The organism is Pseudonocardia cypriaca (assembly GCF_006717045.1).
Lineage (GTDB): Bacteria > Actinomycetota > Actinomycetes > Mycobacteriales > Pseudonocardiaceae > Pseudonocardia > Pseudonocardia cypriaca.
This window is the reverse complement of sequence record NZ_VFPH01000001.1, coordinates 3,373,897-3,395,162: the sequence shown is the minus strand read 5'-3', so window position 1 is coordinate 3,395,162 and position 21,266 is coordinate 3,373,897. Positions and strand designations below refer to the sequence as shown.

At 73.4% G+C, this 21,266-nt stretch carries 19 protein-coding genes; 5 read left to right on the top strand and 14 right to left on the bottom strand.

Features of this window, described 5'->3' with window-relative positions; all coding sequences use genetic code 11:
• Positions 1-69: 69 nt before the first annotated feature.
• Positions 70-1,713 (top strand): glycoside hydrolase family 13 protein, encoded by a 1,644-nt coding sequence (locus tag FB388_RS16175; protein ID WP_142101777.1) that lies wholly within the window; start codon positions 70-72, stop codon positions 1,711-1,713.
• Here FB388_RS16175 and FB388_RS16170 read toward each other — a convergent pair.
• Positions 1,703-2,617: a DMT family transporter gene (locus tag FB388_RS16170; RefSeq protein WP_142101775.1), complete on the bottom strand. Its 915-nt coding sequence runs from the start codon at positions 2,615-2,617 to the stop codon at positions 1,703-1,705. The two genes, FB388_RS16175 and FB388_RS16170, sit on opposite strands and share 11 nt — an antisense overlap.
• A 283-nt stretch (positions 2,618-2,900) precedes the next feature.
• Between FB388_RS16170 and FB388_RS16165 the strand changes: the two genes are divergently transcribed.
• Both FB388_RS16165 and FB388_RS16160 read left to right on the top strand, forming a co-directional pair.
• A complete protein-coding gene (locus FB388_RS16165) occupies positions 2,901-4,064 on the top strand; it encodes an epoxide hydrolase family protein (protein ID WP_142101774.1) in 1,164 nt (387 codons plus the stop codon).
• Positions 4,061-5,311, top strand: coding sequence for an MFS transporter (locus tag FB388_RS16160; protein WP_246121968.1), 1,251 nt, complete (start codon positions 4,061-4,063; stop codon positions 5,309-5,311). Before FB388_RS16165 ends, FB388_RS16160 begins: the two co-directional genes overlap by 4 nt.
• A 21-nt stretch (positions 5,312-5,332) precedes the next feature.
• Here FB388_RS16160 and FB388_RS16155 read toward each other — a convergent pair whose 3' ends face one another.
• The 5 genes from FB388_RS16155 to FB388_RS16135 form a co-directional block, all read right to left on the bottom strand.
• Positions 5,333-6,322: an aldose epimerase family protein gene (locus FB388_RS16155; protein ID WP_142101772.1), complete on the bottom strand. Its 990-nt coding sequence runs from the start codon at positions 6,320-6,322 to the stop codon at positions 5,333-5,335.
• Positions 6,323-6,331: 9 nt separating this feature from the next.
• A complete protein-coding gene (gene araA / locus FB388_RS16150) occupies positions 6,332-7,819 on the bottom strand; it encodes an L-arabinose isomerase (protein ID WP_142101770.1) in 1,488 nt (495 codons plus the stop codon).
• The gene (locus FB388_RS16145) at positions 7,816-8,499 is read right to left on the bottom strand and encodes an L-ribulose-5-phosphate 4-epimerase (RefSeq protein ID WP_211362074.1); all 684 of its coding nucleotides are present in this window, start codon (positions 8,497-8,499) and stop codon (positions 7,816-7,818) included. Before FB388_RS16145 ends, araA begins: the two co-directional genes overlap by 4 nt.
• A gap of 5 nt (positions 8,500-8,504) precedes the next feature.
• Positions 8,505-10,184 (bottom strand): ribulokinase, encoded by a 1,680-nt coding sequence (araB, locus tag FB388_RS16140; RefSeq protein WP_142101766.1) that lies wholly within the window; start codon positions 10,182-10,184, stop codon positions 8,505-8,507.
• Between the two features lie 115 nt (positions 10,185-10,299).
• Positions 10,300-11,346 (bottom strand): LacI family DNA-binding transcriptional regulator, encoded by a 1,047-nt coding sequence (locus tag FB388_RS16135; protein ID WP_211361940.1) that lies wholly within the window; start codon positions 11,344-11,346, stop codon positions 10,300-10,302.
• A gap of 62 nt (positions 11,347-11,408) precedes the next feature.
• Between FB388_RS16135 and FB388_RS16130 the strand changes: the two genes are divergently transcribed.
• Positions 11,409-11,615 (top strand): hypothetical protein, encoded by a 207-nt coding sequence (locus tag FB388_RS16130; RefSeq protein ID WP_142101764.1) that lies wholly within the window; start codon positions 11,409-11,411, stop codon positions 11,613-11,615.
• Here FB388_RS16130 and FB388_RS16125 read toward each other — a convergent pair whose 3' ends face one another.
• The 5 genes from FB388_RS16125 to FB388_RS16105 form a co-directional block, all read right to left on the bottom strand.
• The gene (locus FB388_RS16125; RefSeq protein WP_142101762.1) at positions 11,616-11,978 is read right to left on the bottom strand and encodes a DUF2784 domain-containing protein; all 363 of its coding nucleotides are present in this window, start codon (positions 11,976-11,978) and stop codon (positions 11,616-11,618) included.
• A 724-nt stretch (positions 11,979-12,702) separates the two neighbouring features.
• Complete coding sequence (gene larA / locus FB388_RS16120) at positions 12,703-13,986, bottom strand: nickel-dependent lactate racemase (RefSeq protein ID WP_142101760.1); 1,284 nt, start codon at positions 13,984-13,986, stop codon at positions 12,703-12,705.
• The gene (locus tag FB388_RS16115) at positions 13,983-14,756 is read right to left on the bottom strand and encodes a 5-formyltetrahydrofolate cyclo-ligase (RefSeq protein WP_142101758.1); all 774 of its coding nucleotides are present in this window, start codon (positions 14,754-14,756) and stop codon (positions 13,983-13,985) included. The genes larA and FB388_RS16115 overlap by 4 nt, the downstream gene beginning before the upstream one ends.
• Positions 14,753-15,553 carry an SDR family oxidoreductase gene (locus FB388_RS16110; RefSeq protein WP_142101755.1) on the bottom strand — a complete coding sequence of 267 codons (801 nt, stop codon included), beginning with the start codon at positions 15,551-15,553 and terminating at the stop codon, positions 14,753-14,755. Before FB388_RS16110 ends, FB388_RS16115 begins: the two co-directional genes overlap by 4 nt.
• 100 nt (positions 15,554-15,653) lie before the next feature.
• Positions 15,654-16,574 carry an NADP-dependent oxidoreductase gene (locus tag FB388_RS16105; RefSeq protein ID WP_142101753.1) on the bottom strand — a complete coding sequence of 307 codons (921 nt, stop codon included), beginning with the start codon at positions 16,572-16,574 and terminating at the stop codon, positions 15,654-15,656.
• Between the two features lie 103 nt (positions 16,575-16,677).
• On the opposite strand from FB388_RS16105, the gene FB388_RS16100 reads away from it, so the two are divergent.
• Positions 16,678-17,604: an AraC family transcriptional regulator gene (locus FB388_RS16100; RefSeq protein ID WP_170225636.1), complete on the top strand. Its 927-nt coding sequence runs from the start codon at positions 16,678-16,680 to the stop codon at positions 17,602-17,604.
• Positions 17,605-17,614: 10 nt separating this feature from the next.
• On the opposite strand, the gene FB388_RS16095 is transcribed toward FB388_RS16100, so the two are convergent.
• The 3 genes from FB388_RS16095 to FB388_RS16085 form a co-directional block, all read right to left on the bottom strand.
• Positions 17,615-18,532 (bottom strand): phosphotransferase family protein, encoded by a 918-nt coding sequence (locus FB388_RS16095; RefSeq protein ID WP_170225635.1) that lies wholly within the window; start codon positions 18,530-18,532, stop codon positions 17,615-17,617.
• 93 nt (positions 18,533-18,625) lie between these two features.
• Positions 18,626-20,230, bottom strand: a complete 1,605-nt coding sequence (locus FB388_RS16090) for an alpha-amylase family protein (protein WP_142101747.1) — start codon at positions 20,228-20,230, stop codon at positions 18,626-18,628.
• Positions 20,227-21,195, bottom strand: coding sequence for a TIGR03885 family FMN-dependent LLM class oxidoreductase (locus tag FB388_RS16085; RefSeq protein ID WP_142101745.1), 969 nt, complete (start codon positions 21,193-21,195; stop codon positions 20,227-20,229). Before FB388_RS16085 ends, FB388_RS16090 begins: the two co-directional genes overlap by 4 nt.
• Between the last annotated feature and the right edge of the window lie 71 nt (positions 21,196-21,266).

The following is a 21,266-nucleotide window of genomic DNA, read 5'->3' as shown; positions in this document are numbered from 1 at the left end:
TCCGGCGTCCATGTCGATCAGGGTTCCGGGCCGCGGTTACGCTCGGGGTAACCGATCGGAGGGAGTTCCATGGGTACGGCCGGGGCGAGCTGGTGGCGCGACGCGGTGGTCTACCAGGTCTACATCCGCAGTTTCGCCGACGCCAACGGGGACGGGGTGGGCGACATCGCCGGCATCCGCTCCCGGCTGGACTACCTGCGTGACCTCGGCGTCGACGCGCTGTGGATCAACCCGTGGTACCCGTCGCCGATGGCTGACGGCGGGTACGACGTGGCCGACTACCGCGCCGTCGAGCCGGTGTTCGGCACCGCCGACGAGGCCGCCGCGATGATCGAGGAGGCGCACGCGCGCGGGCTGCGGGTGATCCTCGACATCGTCCCCAACCACACCTCCGACCGGCACGCCTGGTTCCAGGCGGCCCTCGCGAGCCCACCGGGCTCGCGGGAGCGGGCGCGGTACTGGTTCCGTCCGGGCAGCGGTCCCGGCGGGGCCGAGCCGCCCAACGACTGGCAGAGCGTCTTCGGCGGGCCCGCCTGGACCCGGGTGCCGGACGGCGAGTGGTACCTGCACCTGTTCGACTCCTCGCAGCCCGACCTGAACTGGGACAACGAGGAGGTGCGGGCCGAGTTCGAGGACGTACTGCGGTTCTGGTTCGACCGCGGGGTGGACGGCTTCCGCATCGACGTGGCCAACGGCCTGGTGAAGCAGCCCGACCTGCCCGACCTCGGACCGCACGACGAGGAGGGGCTGCTGCTGCCCCCCAGCCGGCCGGACCACCCGCACTGGGACCGCGACGGCGTCCACGAGATCTACCGGGGGTGGCGCCGCGTCGCCGACTCCTACCCCGAGCCGCCGGTGTTCGTCGCCGAGGCGTGGTCGCCATCGCCCGAGCGGCTCGCGCTCTACCTGCGCCCGGACGAGCTGCACACGGCGTTCAACTTCGACTACCTGCGGGCGCCGTGGGACGCCGACGCGTTGCGGAAGGTCATCGACGAGTCGCTCGCCACCGTCGCCGCGGTGGGCGCGCCGGCCACGTGGGTGCTGTCCAACCACGACGTGGCGCGGCACGTGTCGCGGCTGGGACGCCCGCTCACCCCGGGTGCCTACTCGCTCGCGCACCTGCCGCCGGTGGACACGCTCGACCGGGACCTCGGCACGCGCCGGGCCCGGGCGGCCGCGCTGCTGATGCTCGCCCTGCCGGGGAGCGCGTACGTCTACCAGGGCGACGAGCTCGGCCTGTGGGAGGTCGAGGACCTGCCCGACGAGGTGCGGCAGGACCCGACGTGGGAGCGGTCGGGCCACACGGAGGTGGGTCGCGACGGGTGCCGGGTGCCCCTGCCGTGGTCGGGCAGCAGGGCGCCGTTCGGCTTCAGCCCGGACGGGGCGAGCGCCGCGCCGTGGCTGCCCCAGCCCGCCGACTTCGCCTCGGTGACGGTCCAGGCGGAAGAGGGTGACCCGGGCTCGATGCTCAACCTCTACCGCAACGCGCTACGGCTGCGCCGCGAGCACCCCGCCCTCGGCGGGGGTGAGATCACCTGGCTCCCGGCCGGTCCGGACGTGCTGGCGTTCTCCCGCGGCCACGGGTTCGCCTGCGTCGTCAACCTGTCGCAGGCACCGGTGCCGCTGCCGGACGGTTCCCGGCTGCTGCTGGCCAGCGGTCCGCTCGACGGCGAGCTGCTCCCCGCCGACACGGCGGCCTGGCTCACGGTGTAGCGCCTGCGACGGCGGTCTCCTTCGTCCGGCTCGGCCGGCCCCGCACCCCGACCACCAGCCCGGTGACGACCAGCGCCGTCCCGGCCCACACCCCCGGTCCGGGAACGGGGCCGCCGAGCAGCACGCCGACGGTGGCCGCTGCGACCGGTGCGACGCCGGTCAGCAGGCCTGCGAGCGCGGTGCCGAGCCGGCCGACCGCGGAGTACCAGAGGACGAACGCGATCGCGGTGAGCACGACCGCCAGGTACGCGATCGCGACGAGGTGCGGGGCGCGCAGCGTCATCGCCGCTGTGGGACCCTCGGTCACCGCGGCGAGGACGGTGAGCTGGGCGGTGGCGATCCAGCACGTGTGCACGGACACGCCCCACGGTCCGTGCCGGCGCAGCACCGGCACCGCGAGCAGGGTGAACCCGACCTCGCAGGCCAGCACCGTCGCCGCCCAGCCGAGACCGGCGAGGTCGGTGCGGCCGCCGCTCTGCACCAGAGCAGCCCCCGCCGTCACGACCACCGCGGCGAGCACGGCCCCCCGCGCCGGCCGCCCGCCCTCCAGCAGCGGGCCGACGAGCGCGAGCACCACCGGCACGCACGCCACCGCGACCCCGAGCGCCGCCGGCTCGGCGTGCTCGGACCCGCGCACCAGCGCGACGTTGAACAGCACGAGCCCGAGCGCGGCGACCCCGAGCAGCCACAGCCACTCCGTTCCCCGCGGCAGCCGCAGCGGCACCCGGGCCGCGCGCGCCAGCGCGAGGAGCAGGAGCGTGGCCGCGGCGTAGCGGATCGCCTGCACGGTGAACAGGGGTGCGTCGGCCAGCACGCCGGACACGGCGACGCTGCCACCCACGCTCGCCATGGCCACGGCGCCCATGGCGATGGCGCCGCCGCGGGTCTCGGATCGGATCGTCATGGCCACAGCCTGCGCCCCGAATGGTCCTCCCACAGAGTCCATTCCACGCGCTTGCTGTGGGTCCAATCCGGTTCCCGGACGAGCATGATCAGCGCAAGTGGGGCGCGGGCGACAGATCTGCTGCTGCCAGGCCACTTCTGATGATCGGCCCGGCCTCCTTCGCATCGCTTGCATCATAAAAGCCCTCTGGGCTAGCGTCACGCAAGCAGATGCACGACAGCGATGATCTTCGGCTCCGGCCGTCAGCGATCGCGTCCCACCCCACGAAGGACAGCCACCCCGCATGAGAACCGCAACGGTCCAGGTACGCGACTTCCGGACAGAGATCACCGACGCGGAGATCGCCGATCTGCGCGATCGGCTGGCCCGCACCCGCTGGCCCGAGCCGGAGACCGTGGACGACTGGTCGCAGGGCATCCCGCTGAGCTACACCCAGGAGCTGTGCGAGTACTGGGCGAACGAGTACGACATGCAGCGGCTGGCCGCACGGCTGAACGCGTTCCCCCAGTTCCACGCCACGATCGGCGACCTGGGCATCCACTTCCTGCACGTCCGCTCCCCGCACGAGCAGGCCCGTCCGCTGATCATGACGCACGGCTGGCCGGGCTCGGTCGTGGAGTTCCTGGACGTGATCGGGCCGCTGACCGACCCGGAGAGCCACGGCGGCTCGGCGGCCGACGCGTTCCACGTCGTGGTCCCGGCGCTGCCCGGCTTCGGCTTCAGCGACAAGCCGTCCCGGCCCGGTATCGGGATCGAGCGGATCGCCGGCGCCTGGCACGAGCTGATGGGTCACCTCGGATACCCGCGCTACTACGCACAAGGCGGTGACTGGGGCTCGGCGGTGACCACCGCAATGGCCGCCGGCGCCTTCGAGGGCCTGTTGGGGGTGCACCTCAACGTCGCGCTCGCCTCACCGGAGGCGCTCCTCCAACTGGGCGAGCCGACCGAGCAGGAGCGGGAGATGCTGGCCAGGACGAACCGGTTCTTCGCCGAGGAGAACGGCTACGGGGCCCAGCAGTCCACCCGCCCGCAGACGATCGGGTACCCGCTCGCCGACTCCCCGGCCGGCCAGCTCGCCTGGATCGTGGAGAAGTTCTACGCCTGGACCGACTGCGACGGTCACCCGGAGAACGCGGTGTCGCGGGACGACCTGCTGGACAACGTCATGATCTACTGGCTGACCAACAGCGCAGCATCATCGGCCCGGATGTACTGGGAGAACGCCCGGTACCTCAGCACCGAGCCGGAACATCCGGTGCGGATCCCCACCGCGTACACGCAGTTCCCCGAAGAGATCTTCGCGTTCAGCGAGCGTTGGCTGGGGACGCGGTTCAGCGACCTGCGCTACTACCGCGCCGCCGAGCGCGGCGGGCACTTCGCGGCCTTCGAACAGCCCGAGATCTTCGCCCGTGAGGTACGCGCCGGCATCGCTTCCCTGACGGCGTGACCGAGCGGATGAGCACCGCGCAAGCGCCGCCGAGCAAGGGGAGGGCGAACCTCGTCCTCGCCACGCTGTTCCTCGGCACGTTCGTCCTCGGCAGTGCCGAGCTGCTCGTGGTCGGGGTGCTGAACCTGGTCGCGGCCGACCTCAGGGTCTCCATCCCCGCGGCCGGCACCCTGGTGACCGCCTACGCGGCCGGCCTGGCCATCGGCGGACCGATCCTGACCGCCTTGGCGATCAGGTCGGACAGGCGGCACGTCCTCGTCGGGTCCCTCCTCCTGTTCGTCGTGGCCAACGTGGTCGCGGTGCTGACCCCCGACTACGGCTCGTTCCTCGCCGCACGTGTCGGCGCCGGTGCGTTCCAGGGCCTGTTCATCGCCGGCGCGTTCGCGGCCGGGACGGCAGTCGTGCCGCCCGAGCGCAGGGGCCGGGCGATGTCGGTGGTCTTCTCCGGCGTCGCGGTGTCGGCGGCGCTCGGCGTGCCGCTGGGCACGCTGGTCGGCCAGGCGCTGGGATGGCGCGGCTCGTTCGTCGCGATCGTCGTGCTCAGCGCGGTCGCACTGATCGCCTCGCTGGTGGTGGTGCCGTCGGTGCCGAGCACGGGTGGCGGCGCGGGGGACCAGGCCCGGTACGCGTTCGCTCCGCGGGTGCTCGCGGTGCTGCTGCTGGCCGTCCTGGTGTTCGGGGCGGTGTTCTCGGCGCTGACCTACATCGTGCCGTTCCTGGAGAGCGTCACCGGCGTCTCCGGCGCACTGATCAGCGCCTTCCTCCTGGCGTACGGCGCAGCCACGGCGATCGGCTCGTTCGCGGGCGGACGGTTCGCCGACGCCAACGCTGCACGCACCTTGGTCGTCGGGGCCACCGGCGCACTGGCGGCCCTGCTGGCGCTGTACCTCGTCGGCGCGGCGGCGTTCCTCGCGATGCTGGCACTCGCGGCACTGGGCCTGTTCGTCGGCGGAACGGCGCCCTCACTCCAGTACCGGGTGGTGAGCCTGGCCGGCCCCGGTGGCTCGCTCGCGCAGTCCCTGCCCGCATCCGCTGCCAACGTGGGCGTCGCGTTGGGCTCGATCGCCGGCGGGCGGGCGATCGAGACCTCCACGACCTCGGCCGCGGTGCTGACCGGCATCGTGATCGCCGTGATCGCCGCCGTGGCCGCATGGGCGACCGGCTTCCTGAAGCCACCGGTGGTCGATGAAGAGGTGAACCCGTCGCCCGAGCGACCCCCTCGCCCGTCGAGCAGCCTCTCGCCGTGAGCGTCCGGTGGTCGACCCCGGCTACACCGTGCCGAACGTGAAGACCATCCGGGAGCGGTACTCCTCGCCGGGCCGCAGGACGGTGGAGGGGTAGTCGGGGTGGTTGGGGGCGTCGGGGAAGCCCTGCGCCTCCAGGCAGAACGCGTCGGCCTGGCGAGCCGTTCTGCCATCGCCGAGCACGAGCGTGCCGTCCAGCATGTTGCCGGTGTAGAACTGCACGCTCGGCTGGTCGGTGCGCAGCTCGAGGGTGCGGCCGGTGCGCGGCTCCACCACGCGGGCGGCGGCCCGCAGCTCGCCGGGTGCGTCATCGAGCACGTAGGTGTGATCGTGCCCGCGCACCGCGACGAGCTGCGGGTGGCCGTCCCGGATCCGGGCGCCGAGCCGCGCTGGGGAGCGGAAGTCCAGGGGGGTGCCGTCGACCGGGATCGGCGGGCCGGTGGGCAGCGACTCGCCGTCGACCGGCAGGACGCGGCCGGCGTGCAGCTGCACCTCGTGGTCCTCGGCACTGCCGCCGCCCGCGAGGTTCCAGTACGCGTGGTTGGTCAGGTTCACCACCGTCGGCGCGTCCGTGGTGGCGGTGTGCTCGATGGAGAGCTCCGGGCCGTCCACCGTGTACGTGACGGCGGCGGAGAGCGTGCCGGGGAAGCCGTTGTCGCCGTCCGGGCTGGTGTGCCGGAGCGTCACCGACGAGCCGTCCGGCCCGTCGGTGACCCACTCCGCGGACTCGAAACCGCCCGGCCCTCCGTGCAGCGCGTTCTCACCCTCGTTCGGCGGGATCCGGTACTCGACCCCGTCGAGGGTGAACCGCGCGCCGGCGATCCGGTTGGCGTAGCGGCCCACGCACGCGCCGAGGTACGCGGGGTCGCGGCGGTACGCGTCGAGGTCGGCGAGGCCGAGTGCGATGCCGCCCCACGTCCCGTCGCGGTCCGGGGTGCGGACCGCGACGATCCGCGCCCCGTACGTGATCACGCCGACCTCGAGCGCGCTGCTGCGCAGCCACATGACGTCCATGAGCACTGTCTACAGGGCGCCGGCGAGCCGGTAGTAGGCCTGGTTCCAGCGCAGCTCCTGCTGGAACCGGCGTACCTGCGTGTCGGCGTCGATCACGACGAGCTCGGTGCGGGCGAACTCGGCGAGGTCGGCGACCTCATCGGTGGACAGGGCCGTGGAGAGGACCGTGTGGTGCGGGCCACCCGCCATGATCCAGGTCTCCGCCGATGTGGCGAGGTCCGGTCGTGGCTCCCACACCGCCCGGGCGACGGGCAGCTTGGGCAGCGGCTCGTCGGCCGGCACCACGTCGATCTCGTTGAGCACGAGCCGGAACCGGTCGCCCATGTCCGACATGCCGACGACGACGGCCTCGCCCGGCTCGGCGTCGAACACCATGCGGACCGGGTCCTCGCGGTTGCCGATGCCGAGCGGGTGGATCTCCACGCGGGGGGTGGCGGCCGCGATCGTCGGGCACACCTCGAGCATGTGGGCGCCCAGCACCTTCGGCCTGCCCGGGCCGAGGTGGTAGGTGTAGTCCTCCATGAAGGACGTGCCGCCGGGAAGGCCCTCGGCCGCGACCTTCAACGTGCGCAGCAGCGTGGCCGTCTTCCAGTCGCCCTCGCCCGCGAACCCGTAGCCCTCGGCCATCAGCCGCTGCACGGCGAGGCCCGGGAGCTGGCGCAGCGCGCCGAGGTCCTCGAAGTTGGTGGTGAACGCCTTCGCGCCCGTCTTGTCGAGCAACGCGCGCAGGCCCAGCTCGATCCGTGCGCCGTAGCGGAGCGACTCGTGCCGCTCGCCGCCCCGCCGCAGCTCCGGGACGACCTCGTAGCGCTCCTCGTACTCGGCGACGAGGCGGTCGACCTCGGCGTCGAGGCTCGCGTGCACGGCGTCGGCGAGGTCGGTGACCGCGTAGCCGTTGACCGTGACGCCCCAGCGCCACTGCGCCTCGGTGCGGTCCCCTTCCGTGACGGCGACGTCGCGCATGGTGTCGCCGAAGCGGGCGAGCCGAAGCGAGCGGACCTCCGCCCAGCCCCGGGCCGCGCGGGTCCACGAGGCGACCTTGCCCTGCACGACCGCGTCGGAGACGTGCCCGGCGACGATCTTGCGGACCACCCCGAGCCTGGCCTCGATGTAGCCGAACTCCCGGTCGCCGTGGGCGGCCTGGTTCAGGTTCATGAAGTCCATGTCGATCGTGGACCACGGCAGCGCCTGGTTGGCCTGCGTGTGCAGGTGCAGCAGCGGCTTCTGCAGGGCATCCAGGCCGTGGATCCACATCCGCGCGGGCGAGAACGTGTGCATCCACGCGATCACGCCGATGCAGTCCGGGTCGGCGTTCGCCGCGAGCATGGTCTGGTGGATGCCGGGCGAGTCGGTGAGGACCGGCTTCCAGGCGAGCTCGACGGGCAGGGCCGCCCCGAGCTCCTTGGCGATCTCCTGCGACTGCTGCGCGACCTGCTGCAGCGTCTCCTCGCCGTAGAGCCCCTGGCTCCCGGTGAGGAACCACACCCGACCGGTCACTTGGAGCTCCCCTGCTGGCCGTAGACGTTCTGGTAGCGGTCGTAGAGCGCGTCGACGTCGTCCTGCGGGATCGGCCGGAGCGGGCCCATCTGGCGAGCGATGAACGTCGAGCGGGCGACGTCCTCGCACATCACGGCCGCCTTCACCGCGGCCTTCGGGTCCGGCCCGATCGAGAACACGCCGTGGTTCTTCATGATCACCGCACGGGAGCGGTGGCCGGTGAGGGTGTCGACGATGCCGCGGCCGATCGCGTCGTCGCCGATGCGGGCGAACGGGCCGAGCGGGATCGGGCCGCCGAACTCGTCGGCCATCGCCGTGAGGACGCAGGGGATCGGCTCGCCGAGCGCGGCCCACGCGCTCGCGTAGCCGGAGTGCGTGTGCACGACGCCGCCCACCTCGGGCATGTGCCGGTAGACGTGGGCGTGCGCCTCGGTGTCGCTGGAGGGGGAGTAGTCGCCCTCGACGAGCTTGCCGTCGAGGTCGCACACCACCATCCGCTCGGCGGACAGGTCGTCGTAGGACACGCCGCTCGGCTTGATCACCATCAGGTCGTGGCCGGGCACCCGGGCCGAGACGTTGCCCGCCGTCCACACGACGAGGCCGTAGCGCACCAGCTCGGAGTGCAGGGCGGCGACGCGCTCGCGCAGCTCGTCGACCGCGGCTTTCGCGGACTCGGGGATCGCTGTCACTTGCCCTTCACCGCCGCCCGTCGGATCGCGCGCAACCGGTGCAGTACATCGTTCTCTCCTCGTCCGAAGTAGTCGTGCAGGCGCTGGTACTCGGCGTAGAGCGCGTCGTAGGCGCGGGCGCGCTCGGGGTCGGGGGTGTATGCGTTGCTGTTGACGCCGCCCATGGCGGCCGCGGCGGCGCGCACGTCCAGGTAGGCGCCCGCGGCGACGGCGGCGTGGATGGCGGCGCCGAGGGCCGGGCCCTGATCGGAGACGATCGTCGAGAGCGGCATGTTGCAGACGTCCGCGTAGAGCTGCATGAGGAACTTGTTCTTCAGCAGACCGCCCGCGACCACCAGCTCCCGCACCGGCACACCGGACGCCTCGAAGGACTCGATGATCGTGCGGGTGCCGAAGGCGGTGGCCTCGAGCAGGGCGCGATAGGTGTGCTCGGGCCGGGTGGCGAGCGTCTGGCCGACGACCACGCCCGAGAGCTCGTGGTCGACGAGCACGGAGCGGTTGCCGGAGTGCCAGTCGAGCGCGACGAGCCCGTGCTCGCCCACCTCCTGCCCGGCGGCGAGCTCGGTGAGCAGGGTGTGGATGTCGATCCCGCGCTCGGCCGCTCGCTGGTGGTACTCCGGCGGCACGGACGTCTCGACGAACCAGCCGAAGATGTCGCCGACGCCGCTCTGCCCGGCCTCGTAGCCCCACATGCCCGTGACCACGCCGCCGTCGACGACGCCGCACATGCCGGGCACCTCGCCGAGCCGGTCGGAGACCATCACGTGGCAGGTGGACGTGCCCATGATCGCGACCATCTGGCCGGGGTCGAGGGCCTGCGCGGCCGGGACGGTGGCGTGCGCGTCGAGGTTGCCGACCGCGACCGCGATGCCCTCCGGCAGGCCGGTCCAGGCGGCCGCCTCGGCGGTGAGCCCACCCGCGCGGTCACCGAGCTGGGCGATCGGGTGGTCCAGCTTGTCGGCGACGAAGTCGGCGAAGTCGGGGTTCAGCGCGGCGAGGTACTCCCGGTCGGGGTGGTGCCCGTCCTGGTAGATGCCCTTGTAGCCGACGACACAGGCGTTGCGGACGTAGGTGCCGCACAGCTTCCAGACGATCCAGTCGCACGCCTCGACCCAGCGCTCGGTACGGGCGTAGAGCTCCGGGTCCTCCTCGAGCAGCTGCAGCGCCTTGGCGAACTCCCACTCGCTGGAGATCCGCCCGCCGTAGCGGGCGAGCCACGCCTCGCCGCGCTCCTCGGCGACCTTCGTGATCCGGTCGGCCTGGCCCTGCGCGGCGTGGTGCTTCCACAGCTTCGGGTAGGCGTGCGGGCGGTCGGCGAACTCGGGCAGGTCGCAGAGCGGGGTGCCGTCGGTGAGCGTGGGCAGCACCGTCGACGCGGTGAAGTCGGTGGCGACGCCGATCACGTCGCGCGGGTCGACGCCCGCCGCGGCCACCGCCTTAGGCACGGCGACCTTGAGCACCTCGATCCAGTCGGCGGGCATCTGCAGGGCCCAGTCGGGCGGCAGCTGCGCCCCGGTGGCCGGCAGGGTGTGGTCGACGACCCCGTGCGGGTAGGGGTGCACGGCGCTCGCCAGCTCCGCCCCGTCCGAGACGCGGACGACGACTGCCCGCCCCGACAGCGTGCCGAAGTCGATGCCGACGGTGACGGCGCCCGGTGCGGTGTGCGGACTGACCACGGTGCTCTCTCCCGTCGAACGGCATTGTTAGCGCTCACAATCGAGGGCGGGCGGGGGGCTTGTCAAGCCGCTGGGGCGACTCCTCTGATATCCCAGGTAGTCGGGTCGCCGGCGCTCAGGCCGGGCCGGTGCTGCGGCGCAGGACGAGGTCGGTGGGCACCAGGTCGGATCCGTCGTCGGGCGGGAAGTCCCCGGCCTCGTCCGGCCGGATGATCTCGAGCAGCAGGCGCACGGCGCGCCGGCCCGCCTCGGGGAAGTGCTGGCGCACGGTGGTGAGCGGCGGGCGGAAGAACTCTGCCTCCGGGACGTCGTCGAATCCGACCAGGCTGACGTCCTCCGGCACGCGGCGGCCGGCCTCGTCGAGGGCGCGCAGGGCGCCGAGCGCCATGTGGTCGTTGGCAGCGAAGACGGCCGTGAGCCCGGGATCGGCGGTGAGGAGGCGCTGCATCGCCGCGAAGCCGGAGCGGGCGCTCCAGTCGCCCGCCTCCGGCGTGGTGACGGGCGCGCCGGCCTCGGCGAGCGCCGAGTGCCAGCCCTCGACGCGCCAGCGGGCGTCGAGCCAGTCGGCGGGGCCGGCCACGTGGTGGACGGTGCGGTGGCCCAGCTCCAGGAGGTGACGGGTGGCGCGGGCCGCGCCGCCGCGCTGGTCGATGCCGATGGCGGGCACCGACGGGACCTCGCCGCCTGCCCCGCCGCCGAGCAGGCCGCCGACGAACACGGTGGGCACTGGCCGCAGCTTGGCGGTGAGGACGTCCACGGCGTCGAGCTGGGCGGCGAGCGCCACGACCCCCTCGACGGACTGGTCCTGCAGCCGGACGAGTGCCCGCTCGACGGCCTCGTAACTGATCCGTTCCACCACCGCGATGCTCACGCCCATGCCGACCGTGCTGGCCGCCTGCTCGATGCTGTAGAGCGTGCTGACCGGCCCGTAGAGCACCGTGTCGAACGTGATCACGCCGAGGGCGCCGGAGCGGCGGGTGGCGAGGGCGCGCGCCACGGCGTTGCGCCGGTAGCCGAGCTCCTCCATGGCGGCCAGGACGCGGGCGCGGGTCGACTCGCTCACGTGCGGTGATCCGTTGACGACGCGGGAGACGGTCTGGTGGGACACGCCGGCCAACCGCGCGACGTCGGTCATCACGGGGGCTTGAGCGGGTTCCACCATGGCGCCAATGCTCGCATGCACGACTCCTGCGGGAGCCGACCTGAGGTGACACGCTTCGCGGTATGGCTGACGAGCAATGGTTCTACTGCCTCAAGCACAACCGGGTGGAGCCGTGGGACGGCTGCCGCTCCGCCGACCGGCTCGGGCCCTACCCGGACCAGGAGACCGCGGCGCGGGCCCTGGAGATCGCCCGCGAGCGCACCGAGGCCGCCGACCGGGCCGACCGGGAGTGGGCGGAGAAGGGATCGGACCGCGACCCGGACCACTAGTCAGACCACCGCGCTCCGGCGCAGCCGCAGCACGAGCCCCGTCCACGACACCAGCACGAGCGCGGCCACCAGCAGTTGCGCCGTGAGCAGGTGCTCCTCCGGGTAGACGACGCCGGTGAGGTAGGTGTCGATGAAGCCGCGTGGGAGACCCAGCTCGCCCACCCGCCGGCGCGCGGCGTCCTCCCACGCCGTCAGCGGGCACGGGATCCCGACCGTGGCGGTCAGCGCGCCCCACAGCACCGCCGCCGCGTGCGGGATGATCGCCCACAGGTGGCGCCAGGCGAGGAACCCGCCGAGCGCGACGTAGGCGAGGAACCCGAAGTGCAGCGCCATCACCAGCTCGGCGAGCAGCTGGTAGCCCATGTACCGAGGATGCCAGGCACCGGGCTGCCCGCGACTCGTCTGCACCCGGGCCGCGACTCGCGGGCTCCGCGTACGCCCAGGCCCACCCCCACCGGGCCTTCGGTGGCGCCGCGCATCGTGCGGGGCCGCCCCTCACGCCTCAAGGGCGCTGCGCGTCGCTGCCGCGATCGCTACGCGACCCTTGACCCGCGAGCCTCTACGGCCCCTGAGGGCCCGCTTCGCGGGCAGGCCCCGGGCCTGCCCGTTCGGCGCGCGGCGCCACCGAAGGCCGGTCTCACGGGCATGATCGGCGTTTCGGCGCGAAACCCGACGCCCTGCGTCGGAAAACGCACCCAACTGGTGATCTTCACAGCTCACGCACCCCTTCTCGGCTGATGCACCCCGTCGACCGGTCGCATGGACCGAAACGGGGCGCGTGAGCCGAAACCGGGTGCACGAGGGACCGGGACAAGGAGACGCCCGACACCGGCCTCCTGGCGGCGCCGCGCACCAAGGAGGGCAGGCCCTTGGGCCTGCCCGCAAAGCTGCCCTCAAGGGGCCGCAGAGGCTCGCAGGTCAAGGGGCGCGAAGCGCTCGCGAAGCGACGCGCAGCGCCCTTGAGCTGTGAGGGGCGTCCCCGCACAATGCGCGGCGCCGTCAGGTGGCCCCAGGGAGAGGTAGACCTTGAGACAGGAGGCCCTGACTCGGAAGGCCTGACCCGGTGAGGCCTTGACCGCGACGGCCCTCAGGCCAGGTAGGGGATCGTCTGGGGGCCCTCGGGCAGGACGCAGACCCGTGCGTCCGGTCCGGCGGCCCCCAGCGCCTCCGCGACGGTGCCTGCGACGTCGGCGGTCTGCTCGAGGTGGGCGGCGGCCAGTGCCTCGTCCGACAGGTACGACGTGTGCATCACCACTCGGGCCATGGTCTGCACCTTGGCCTGCACCTGCACCTGCCACTGGTCGGGCACGGTCTCCGGCCGGGCCTCGATGGCGTCGAGCAGCGCGCGGGGGGACGGGGCCGACTCCAGGACCTCCCGGTAGGAGCCGTGGTCGGGGAACCCGTCGCGGCACTCGGCCGCGCAGACGATCGTGCCGCCGTCCCGCACGACCGTCGCGCCCGCGGTCATGCCCTTCACCGACTGGTAGAGGTTCTGGTCGAGCGGGAAGCCCGCGTTCGTCGTCACGACCACGTCGAACCGGCCGGGCACCGGGCGCATCGCGAGCCGCCTCGCCGCCTCCCGCGCGGCGGCGTGCATGGCGAACAGCTCGCCGCCGAACGCCTCGACGATCTGCTGCTCGCGGTTGAGCACGACGTCCAGGGCGAAGTCGACGCGGCCGACGGCGCCGACGACCGCCCGGATGTCGTCGTGCACCGGGTTGCCCTCGCACACCGCCCAGGTGGCGTTCGGGTGCCCGATGCGCCGGGCGTCGTGCAGGGTGAGCACGGTGTCCAGCCCGGCGAGGCCGGGGGCCACCAGCTTGGGCCCGCCGCTGAAGCCGGCGAAGAAGTGCGGCTCGACGAACCCGGTGGTGATCCGCAGGTCGGCCTCCACCCAGTGGCGGTTCAGCCACACCGGCACGCCGTTGCCGTGGGTGCCGAGGTGCACGAGCAGCGACGGGTCGCGGGCGTCGTGGTTGACCACGTGCACGGTGTCCGCGACCTCGTCGCCGAGCATCGTCCGGATCTCGGACTCGGTGTTGCCGCGGTGGGTGCCGGTGGCGACGATGACCACGACGTCGTCGAGGTCGATCACCCCGTCCAGCTCCTCGAGCACGGCGGGGATCATCAGGTGCCGGGGCTGCGCGCGGGTGCCGTCGCACATCGAGATCGCGACGCGCTGCCCGGGCCGGGCCAGCTCGCGCAGCGGCGGCCCGGCGACCGGCTCCCGGAGTGCGCTTCGCAGCACCTCCCGCTGGTCGGGCGCGCCCGGTACGTAGACGGGCTCGACGACGGTGGTGCGGTCGGCCGGCAGGTCCACCGACAGCCCCGTCTCGCCGTAGGCGAGCCGCACGCTCGTGGTACTCGTCATCGGACTGCCTCCTTCGCGAGCGCCCGCAGCAGCGGGATCGCCTCGATCTTCTCCTGCGTGAGCTCGGACCAGCGGATGCCGTCGACGGGCCGGGGCCCGCGCCGCTCCCGGCAGTCGATCACCCGGTCCGGGGTGACGACGAGGTCGACCGGCGCGTCGTGGGCCGCGGTCGGGATCGCCCCGGCGGGGCGCACCTGCAGCTCGTGCACGGTGGTGACCACCAGCGTCTCCGGGCCGACCAGCCCGGCGGCCGTGGCGAGTGCGAACTCCAGGTCGGCGAAGCCGCCGCCCTTGCCCAGCCGCGCGCCGTCCTCGCCGACGGCGACGCAGCCGCTCACGACGAGGTCGACCGGGGCCAGGTCGGCCACGGCCACCCGCCTCGCGGAGCGCGTCGCCCCGGCGATGGACGCGGCGCGCCGGGGCGGGTCGGCGAGGTGGTCGGGGTCGAGCAGGAAGAACGGCTCGGTCTCGGCGAGGCGCGGCACCGCCATGTAGACGGTCTTGCCGTCCTCCAGGGCCCGCCGGCGCACCGGCAGCTGCGCCGAGTCGGGGTTCGCCTTGACGGTGGTTGCTGCCCGCCAGACCTCGGTCTCGGCCAGCCGCCGGGCCGCCGCTTCGGCGCCGGTGAAGTTGGAGATGCGGTTGCGGGCTCCCGGGAACCGGGCCACCCGCGCCTCGGACAGCGCCGTCCACACCTCGTCGCGCAGGGCGGCCTTGGCCGCGAGCAGCTCCGGGTCGCCGCCCGCGTCGTGGTCGTGCCGCCTGGTCACGAGCCCCCGACCCGCCGCCGGTCGCCCTGTGCGCGCAGCCGGGCGAGCACCGGCAGCCCCAACCGGGGCAGCGCGCCCGCCACGCGCATCGCACCGGCCCGGTATGTCGGGATCGAGCGCACGACGCGGCGGCCGTCGAGCAGCGCGACGGCCGCGTCGGCGACTGCGGTCGGGGTGAGGAGTGCCTTCTGCGAGAACAGCATCGCCGAGTCGGGGCTGGCCTGCTCGTCGCGCACGAGCGCGGTGTCGGCGGCGTCCGGGCAGAGCGCGTGGGCGCGGATCGGCAGCCGCGCGAGGTCCAGCTCGCCCTGCAGGCTGGTGGTGAAGCTGAGCACCGCCGCCTTCGTCGCGGCGTAGACCGCGAGCCCCGGCACCGGTCCGTGCGACGACATCGACGCGATGTTGAGCAGGTGCCCACCGTGTTCCCGCATCGCCTCGACGGCGGCGCGCGAGCCGTGCACGACGCCGAGCAGGTTCACCTCGACCTGCAGGGTGACGTCCTGTTCGGGCTGCTCCCACACCCGGCCCGCCCGCAGCACGCCCGCGTTGTTGACCCACACGCCGACCGGCCCGAGCTCGGCGGCCGCCGCCGCGACCTTGGCGTGGTCGGCCGGCACGCGCGCGTCCGCCGGCACCGCGGCCACGCCCAGCTCGGCCGCGGTGGCGGTGACCGCATCGGCGTCGAGGTCGGTGATCAGCACCCGGTGGCCGCGGGCCACGAGCCGGCGGGCGATCTCGCGGCCGAAGCCGCGGGCGGCGCCGGTGACGACGGCGGCGGAGTTCTGTGCGGGGGTCACGGGCGACACGATGCCATTCGCGCGCGCCCCGCACGGTCCCGGATCCGCGTGATGTGGATCCGTACCCGTACGGGTGCGCGTCGGTCACGGCCACCCCGAGTCACGGCAGCAGAACGATCTTGCCCCGGGTGCGCCGCTGCATGAGCTGCCGGTACGCCGCGCGGACCTCGGTCAGCGGGTAGGACGCCGCGATCGGGACGTCGAGCTCGCCCGCCGCGACGAGCTTGGCGAGGTCCTCCAGGACCTCGGCGCTCGCCGCGTCCATGTTCCCGGCGCTCCTGACCCCCGTGCGCGCCGCGGCTGCGAAGTCGATGATGGTGTTGACGCGGTCCTTCGCGACCCCGAGCCCGAGCGCGAGGTCGACGTAGCCGCCGCCGAAGGTGTCGACGAACGCGTCGACACCACCGGGTGCGGCCGCTCGGACGCGGTCGGCGACGCCGTCGCCGTGGGTCACCGCGACGACGCCGTGATCGGCCAGCCAGGCGTGGTTGGGCTCGCTCGCCAGCCCGATCACCGTGGCCCCGGCGCGCCTGGCCAGCTGCACCGCGAGGGATCCCACGCCGCCCGCCGCGCCGGCGACGACGATCGTGTCGCCCTGGCCGGCGCCGACCGCGCGGACGGCGGCGTGCGCGGTCGTCCCGGCGACGAACAGCGCGCCACCCACCTCCCACGGCACCGCGGGGTCCCTGCGGACCAGCTGCTCGGCGGGCACCACGACCAGCTCGGCGTGGCTGGCGCGGGTGTCGACCCAGCCGATCACCTCGTCGCCGACCGACCAGTTCGACACGTTCGCCCCGAGCTCCTCGACGCGCCCGGCGAGGTCGCTGCCCTGGCCGGAGGGGAAGGTGGCGGGCCACGTGTCGTGGAACGCGCCGAGGCGGATCGCGTTCTCGCCGGGGTTGAGCCCGGCCGCCCTGACGCGGACCAGCACCTCACCCGGTCCGGGCCGCGGGGTCGGCACCTCGCGGACCTCGAGGACGTCGATGTCGCCGTACTTCTCGAACTGCACTGCAAGTGGCATCTCGCCGCTCCTCATCGTGATTTGGACGTCGCCCATGCAACGCGCGGCTGATGCCGTTATCCATGCTGGATCGGCGCGGAAAGATGTGGCATCGTCTCATCTCGTGGACGTGCTCACCGACATGCTGCAGCGCTCCCGGGCGCGCGGGGCGGCGTTCTCGCACTCCACGGCGCGCGGTGAGTGGGGGGTGCGCTTCCCGCCGGCAACGCAGCTCGCCATCCACGGGATCCTCAGCGGTGAGGCCTACGCCTGGACCGACCGGCCCCACGGGGCACGCCGGGTGCTGCCCGGCGACGTCGTCCTGATCCGGGGTCCGTCGCAGCACCACATGGGTCACGAGCCCGGGGCCGGCCTCGTGCCGTTCGAGAACCACCCGGCGTCCGCACCACCCTCCGGGGGCGCGCTCCGGATGAGCTTCGGCTCGGGGGCGGGCGACCCGACCACGTTCTTCTGCGGCGCCTACCGCTTCGAGGGCGATCTCTGCGCCGGTCTGCTGGCCGGGTTGCCGGCTCTGACCGTCGTGCGCCCGTGCACCGGGGACAGCCTGCGCGCCACGCTCGACGTCTTCGCGGGCGAGCTCATGCGGCAGGGGCCCGGCCAGCAGGCGCTGCTGGACAGCCTGCTGGACGTGATCCTCGTGCAGGCGTTGCGGGAGCAGCTCGCGGCCGATCTGGACGCCGCCCCCTCCTGGTTCCGCGGCATGGCCGACCCGGCGATCGCAGCGGCGTTGCGCGCGATCCACGCCGACCCGCAGCGGGAGTGGACGGTGGCCGCACTGGCGGCGGAGGCGTCGCTGTCACGGGCGACGTTCGCCCGCCGCTTCACGCAGCTGCTCGGCATCGCCCCGCTCGGGTACGTCACGGACTGGCGGATGGCGCTGGCTCGCGAGCACCTGCGCACCGGCGACGCGAGCCTGGCCGCGATCGCCCGCTCGCTCGGCTACGGGTCCGAGTTCTCGTTCGCCGCCGCTTTCAAGCGCCACCACGGCGTGGCCCCCGGCCGCTGGCGCACCACCGCGAGATCGGCCTGAACGGCGCGCGCTACCCCAGGCGCGACGCCGCGACCGTCAGCCAGCGGTTCACCTCGTCGGGGCCGTGGTGGCGGATGGCCCAGTCGACCAGTCGCAGCCCCATGTGCGCCCAGTAGGCGCGCAGGGTGGCCGGGTCGATGAGCTCGTCGATGCGGTTGTCCAGCCACCGGGCCGCGGCGGAGCGGGCCGAGCGGTCCTGGGCGTCGACGCCGGGCACGGCCAGGTCGAAGCGCAGGGTGACGAGGGCGAAGCGGTGGTCACCGCGGCCGACGCCGTCCCAGTCGACGACGCCGGTGACGGCACCGGTGCGGTCGACCAGCACGTTGCCGGGGTGGAAGTCGGTGTGCACGAGATCGTCACCGCCCATCCGGTGCGGTGACTCGGTGCCGATGCGGCGGATGAGGTCGAGCAGGCGGCGGGTGCGGTCGTCGTACTGGGCGAGCGGCTGGTGCAGGCAGAAGCCGGGGCCGCTGCGCAGCAGGTACAGCTCGGCCGCCGGGACGTCGGGCCTGTCCTGCAGGAGGTCGGCGCCGCGCCGGGCGATGGCGACGAGGTGCTCGACCATGGCGAGGTCGACGCGGGACGGCGGCTCGCCGGGCAGCCGCTCCTGCACCACGGCGATCCGGTCGGGCAGCCGCGTGACGAGCTCGTAGCGGGGCGCGGGGATCCCGGCGTGGCGGGCGACGTCGAGCAGCTCGGCCGTCCGCTGCACGTGTGCCCACGCCTCGTCCGATGCGTCGCCCCAGTGCGTGAGCACGCCGTCGTGGCCGTCCGGCCAGCGGACCAGGGCCGCTCCGACCTCGCCGCCCGGCAGCGGCCCGATCAGCTCCAGGCCGGTGCCGGTGGCGGTGCGCAACTGCTCGAGCACGCTCGCCGCGTCGAGCCGCGGGACGGGGGCCAGGGGGTCCGGGATCGCGGTGTCGGGCACAACCGCCCACCTTAGAGGCCGCGTGAACGGGCCGACCCGATCAAACGGCTGGTCGATCGGCGGAGGTGCCCGGTTCGTGGTGGCCTCGACCTCTCAGCTGGGCAGGGCCACGCCGTCGGCCGAGCGGAGCCAGCGGCACCCGTACGGCGGCAGCGTGATGGCCAAGCGCCCGTCCTCGGCGACGGGGACCGGCTTCGCGCGCGGGTCGAGGACGTCGGTGAGCTGCGTCCCGGCGAGGTCCGGCAGCACCGGTGCGGCGTCGACGTCGGCGCCGGCGAGGTTGTGCAGCGCCACCACCGATGCGCCGTCCGCGTCGCAGCGGTGGGCCAGCACGGGCCGGGCCTCCGGTCCGGGGTCGAGGTAGGAGCTGCGCCCCCATGCCAGCTCGGGGCACGCGCGGTAGCTGTCGACGAGCAGCCGCATCCAGTTCAGCAGCGAGTCGGGGTCGGCCTGCTGCTCGGTCGTGGCGTCCCAGTCCATGTCCGAGCGCACGGCGAACCGTCCGGGCAGGCTCAGGTCCTCGCCCATCCCGATCTCCTCGCCGTAGAACAGCACCGGCGTGCCGGGCAGGCTGAACAGCAGGCTGTAGACCATCCGGATGCGCCGCTGGTCGCCGTCGAGCATCGGCGGGAGCCGCCTGCGCAGGCCGCGGCCGTAGAGCTGCATGTCCTCGTCGGGGCCGAAGGCGGCGAAGACCTCCTGGCGCTGGGAGTCGCTGAGCTTGTCGAGCGTCAGCTCGTCGTGGTTGCGCACGAACGTCGCCCAGTGGCCGTCCTCCGGCGGATCGGGCCGGATGCGCAGCTTCTCGGCGAGCGGCTCGGCGTCGCCGCGGGCGAGTGCGAGGTACATGTGCTGCATCCCGATGAAGTCGAAGCACATCGTCAGCTCGCGCGTGGCGCCACCGCCGTCGTCGGCGCCGAAGAACGCCATCGTGTCGGGGTAGGGCAGGTTGACCTCGCCGAGCAGCACCGCCTCCCCGTTGCGGCGGCGCAGGAACGCGCTGAGGTCGGCGAGGTAGTCGTGCGGGTCGGGGAGGGCCGACGCGTCGTCCTGGCCCGCCGTCTCGATGAGGAACGGCACGGCGTCGACGCGGAACCCGGACATGCCCAGCTCCGTCCAGAACCCCATGATCCGCGCGATCTCGTCGCGGACCGCGGGGTTGGCGACGTTCAGGTCGGGCTGGTGCTTGTAGAACCGGTGCAGGTAGTACTGGCCGGCCTCCTCGTCGTACTCCCAGAGGCTGGTCTCCTGGTCGGGGAACACCACGCCCTGCGGGCCGTCGGCGGGCGGCTCGTCCTGCCACACGTACCAGTCGCGGTAGCGCGAGTCGCGGCTGCTGCGCGCGTCCTGGAACCAGGGGTGCTGCGCGGAGGTGTGGTTGACGACCAGGTCGGCGATCACCCGCATGCCGCGGTCCCGGGCGGTGCGGATCAGCTCGACCATGTCGCCGAGCGAGCCGAGGCGCGGGTCGACGCCGTAGAAGTCGATGATGTCGTAGCCGTCGTCGCGGTCGGGGGTGGGGAAGAACGGCATCAGCCAGAGGCAGGTGACGCCGAGCCGGTGGAGGTGGTCGATGCGCTGGATCAGCCCCTGGATGTTGCCGCAGCCGTCGCCGTCGGTGTCGGCGAAGGTCTCGATGTCGAGGCAGTAGACGACGGCGTTCTTCCACCACAGGTCGGACGTGCGCGTGAGCCTCACGCCGTCCCCTCCCGCAGCTGCGGCAGGACCTTGCTGCCGAACGCGTCCACGAACGCCTCCTGTTCCTTGCCGACGTGGTGCAGGGCGATCTCGTCGAACCCGAGGCCCGCGTACTCGGCGAGCTGCGCGGCGTGCCGGTCCAGGTCGTGGGAGATCACGACGGGGCCGTGCAGCGCGCTGGGCGGGACGTGCTCGGAGACGGCGTCGAACACGGCGGCCGAGTCGATGTCCCAGCAGGCGGGCGGGGGGAAGACGTTGCTGCGCCACTGGTCGTGGGCGATGGCCTCTGCGCGGTCCGGGTCGGGGTCCCAGCTCAGGTGCACCTGCAGGTGGAGCCGGCCGCGCCCACCCGCGTCCCGGTAGGCGGACACGATCTCGCGCAGCGTCTCCACGGGCTGGTTGATCGTGATCAGCCCGTCGGCCCACTCGGCGCACCAGGCCGCGGTCCGCGCGCTCACCGCGGCTCCGACCAGCGGTGGCGGCTCCGGCGGCAGCGTCCACACCCGTGCCCGGTCCACGCGGACGAGGCCGTCGTGGCTGACCTCCTCGCCCCGCAGCAGCGCGCGGATCACGTCGACGCACTCGCGCAGTCGCGCGGTGCGGGTCTCCTTGCGCGGCCACGGGTCGCCGGTGATGTGCTCGTTGCTCGCTTCGCCGGTGCCAAGTGCGGCCCAGAACCGGCCCGGGTACATCGCGGACAGCGTGCCGATGGCCTGCGCGATGATCACCGGGTGGTAGCGCTGGCCCGGCGCGTTCACGACGCCGAACGGCAGCGCCGTCGCCTGCATCGCGGCGCCCAGCCAGGACCAGGCGAACGCCGACTGGCCCTGGCGGGCGCTCCACGGGGAGAGGTGGTCCGACGACATCGCGGCGTCGAACCCCGCCGCCTCGGCCCGCTGCACTGCGGTCAGCAGTGCGCCGGGGTGTACCTGTTCGTGGGATGCGTGGAATCCGAAGAGCGCCATCACCCGCCCCAACTCCGCCCGACAACCGCTTGCCTCCGCGGTGGACGGCGCCGCGGGCGGGTACACATGGC

Excerpts from the sequence above, each read along its gene's own strand:
- FB388_RS16135 (WP_211361940.1), bottom strand. The coding sequence starts at position 11,346 with ATGGTGGAACCCGCTCAAGCCCCCGTGATGACCGACGTCGCGCGGTTG.
- larA (WP_142101760.1), bottom strand. The coding sequence starts at position 13,986 with ATGACGAGTACCACGAGCGTGCGGCTCGCCTACGGCGAGACGGGGCTG.
- FB388_RS16130 (WP_142101764.1), top strand. The coding sequence starts at position 11,409 with ATGGCTGACGAGCAATGGTTCTACTGCCTCAAGCACAACCGGGTGGAG.
- FB388_RS16105 (WP_142101753.1), bottom strand. The coding sequence starts at position 16,574 with ATGCCACTTGCAGTGCAGTTCGAGAAGTACGGCGACATCGACGTCCTC.
- FB388_RS16170 (WP_142101775.1), bottom strand. The coding sequence starts at position 2,617 with ATGACGATCCGATCCGAGACCCGCGGCGGCGCCATCGCCATGGGCGCC.
- FB388_RS16155 (WP_142101772.1), bottom strand. The coding sequence starts at position 6,322 with ATGGACGTCATGTGGCTGCGCAGCAGCGCGCTCGAGGTCGGCGTGATC.
- FB388_RS16125 (WP_142101762.1), bottom strand. The coding sequence starts at position 11,978 with ATGGGCTACCAGCTGCTCGCCGAGCTGGTGATGGCGCTGCACTTCGGG.
- FB388_RS16085 (WP_142101745.1), bottom strand. The coding sequence starts at position 21,195 with ATGGCGCTCTTCGGATTCCACGCATCCCACGAACAGGTACACCCCGGC.
- FB388_RS16175 (WP_142101777.1), top strand. The coding sequence starts at position 70 with ATGGGTACGGCCGGGGCGAGCTGGTGGCGCGACGCGGTGGTCTACCAG.
- FB388_RS16165 (WP_142101774.1), top strand. The coding sequence starts at position 2,901 with ATGAGAACCGCAACGGTCCAGGTACGCGACTTCCGGACAGAGATCACC.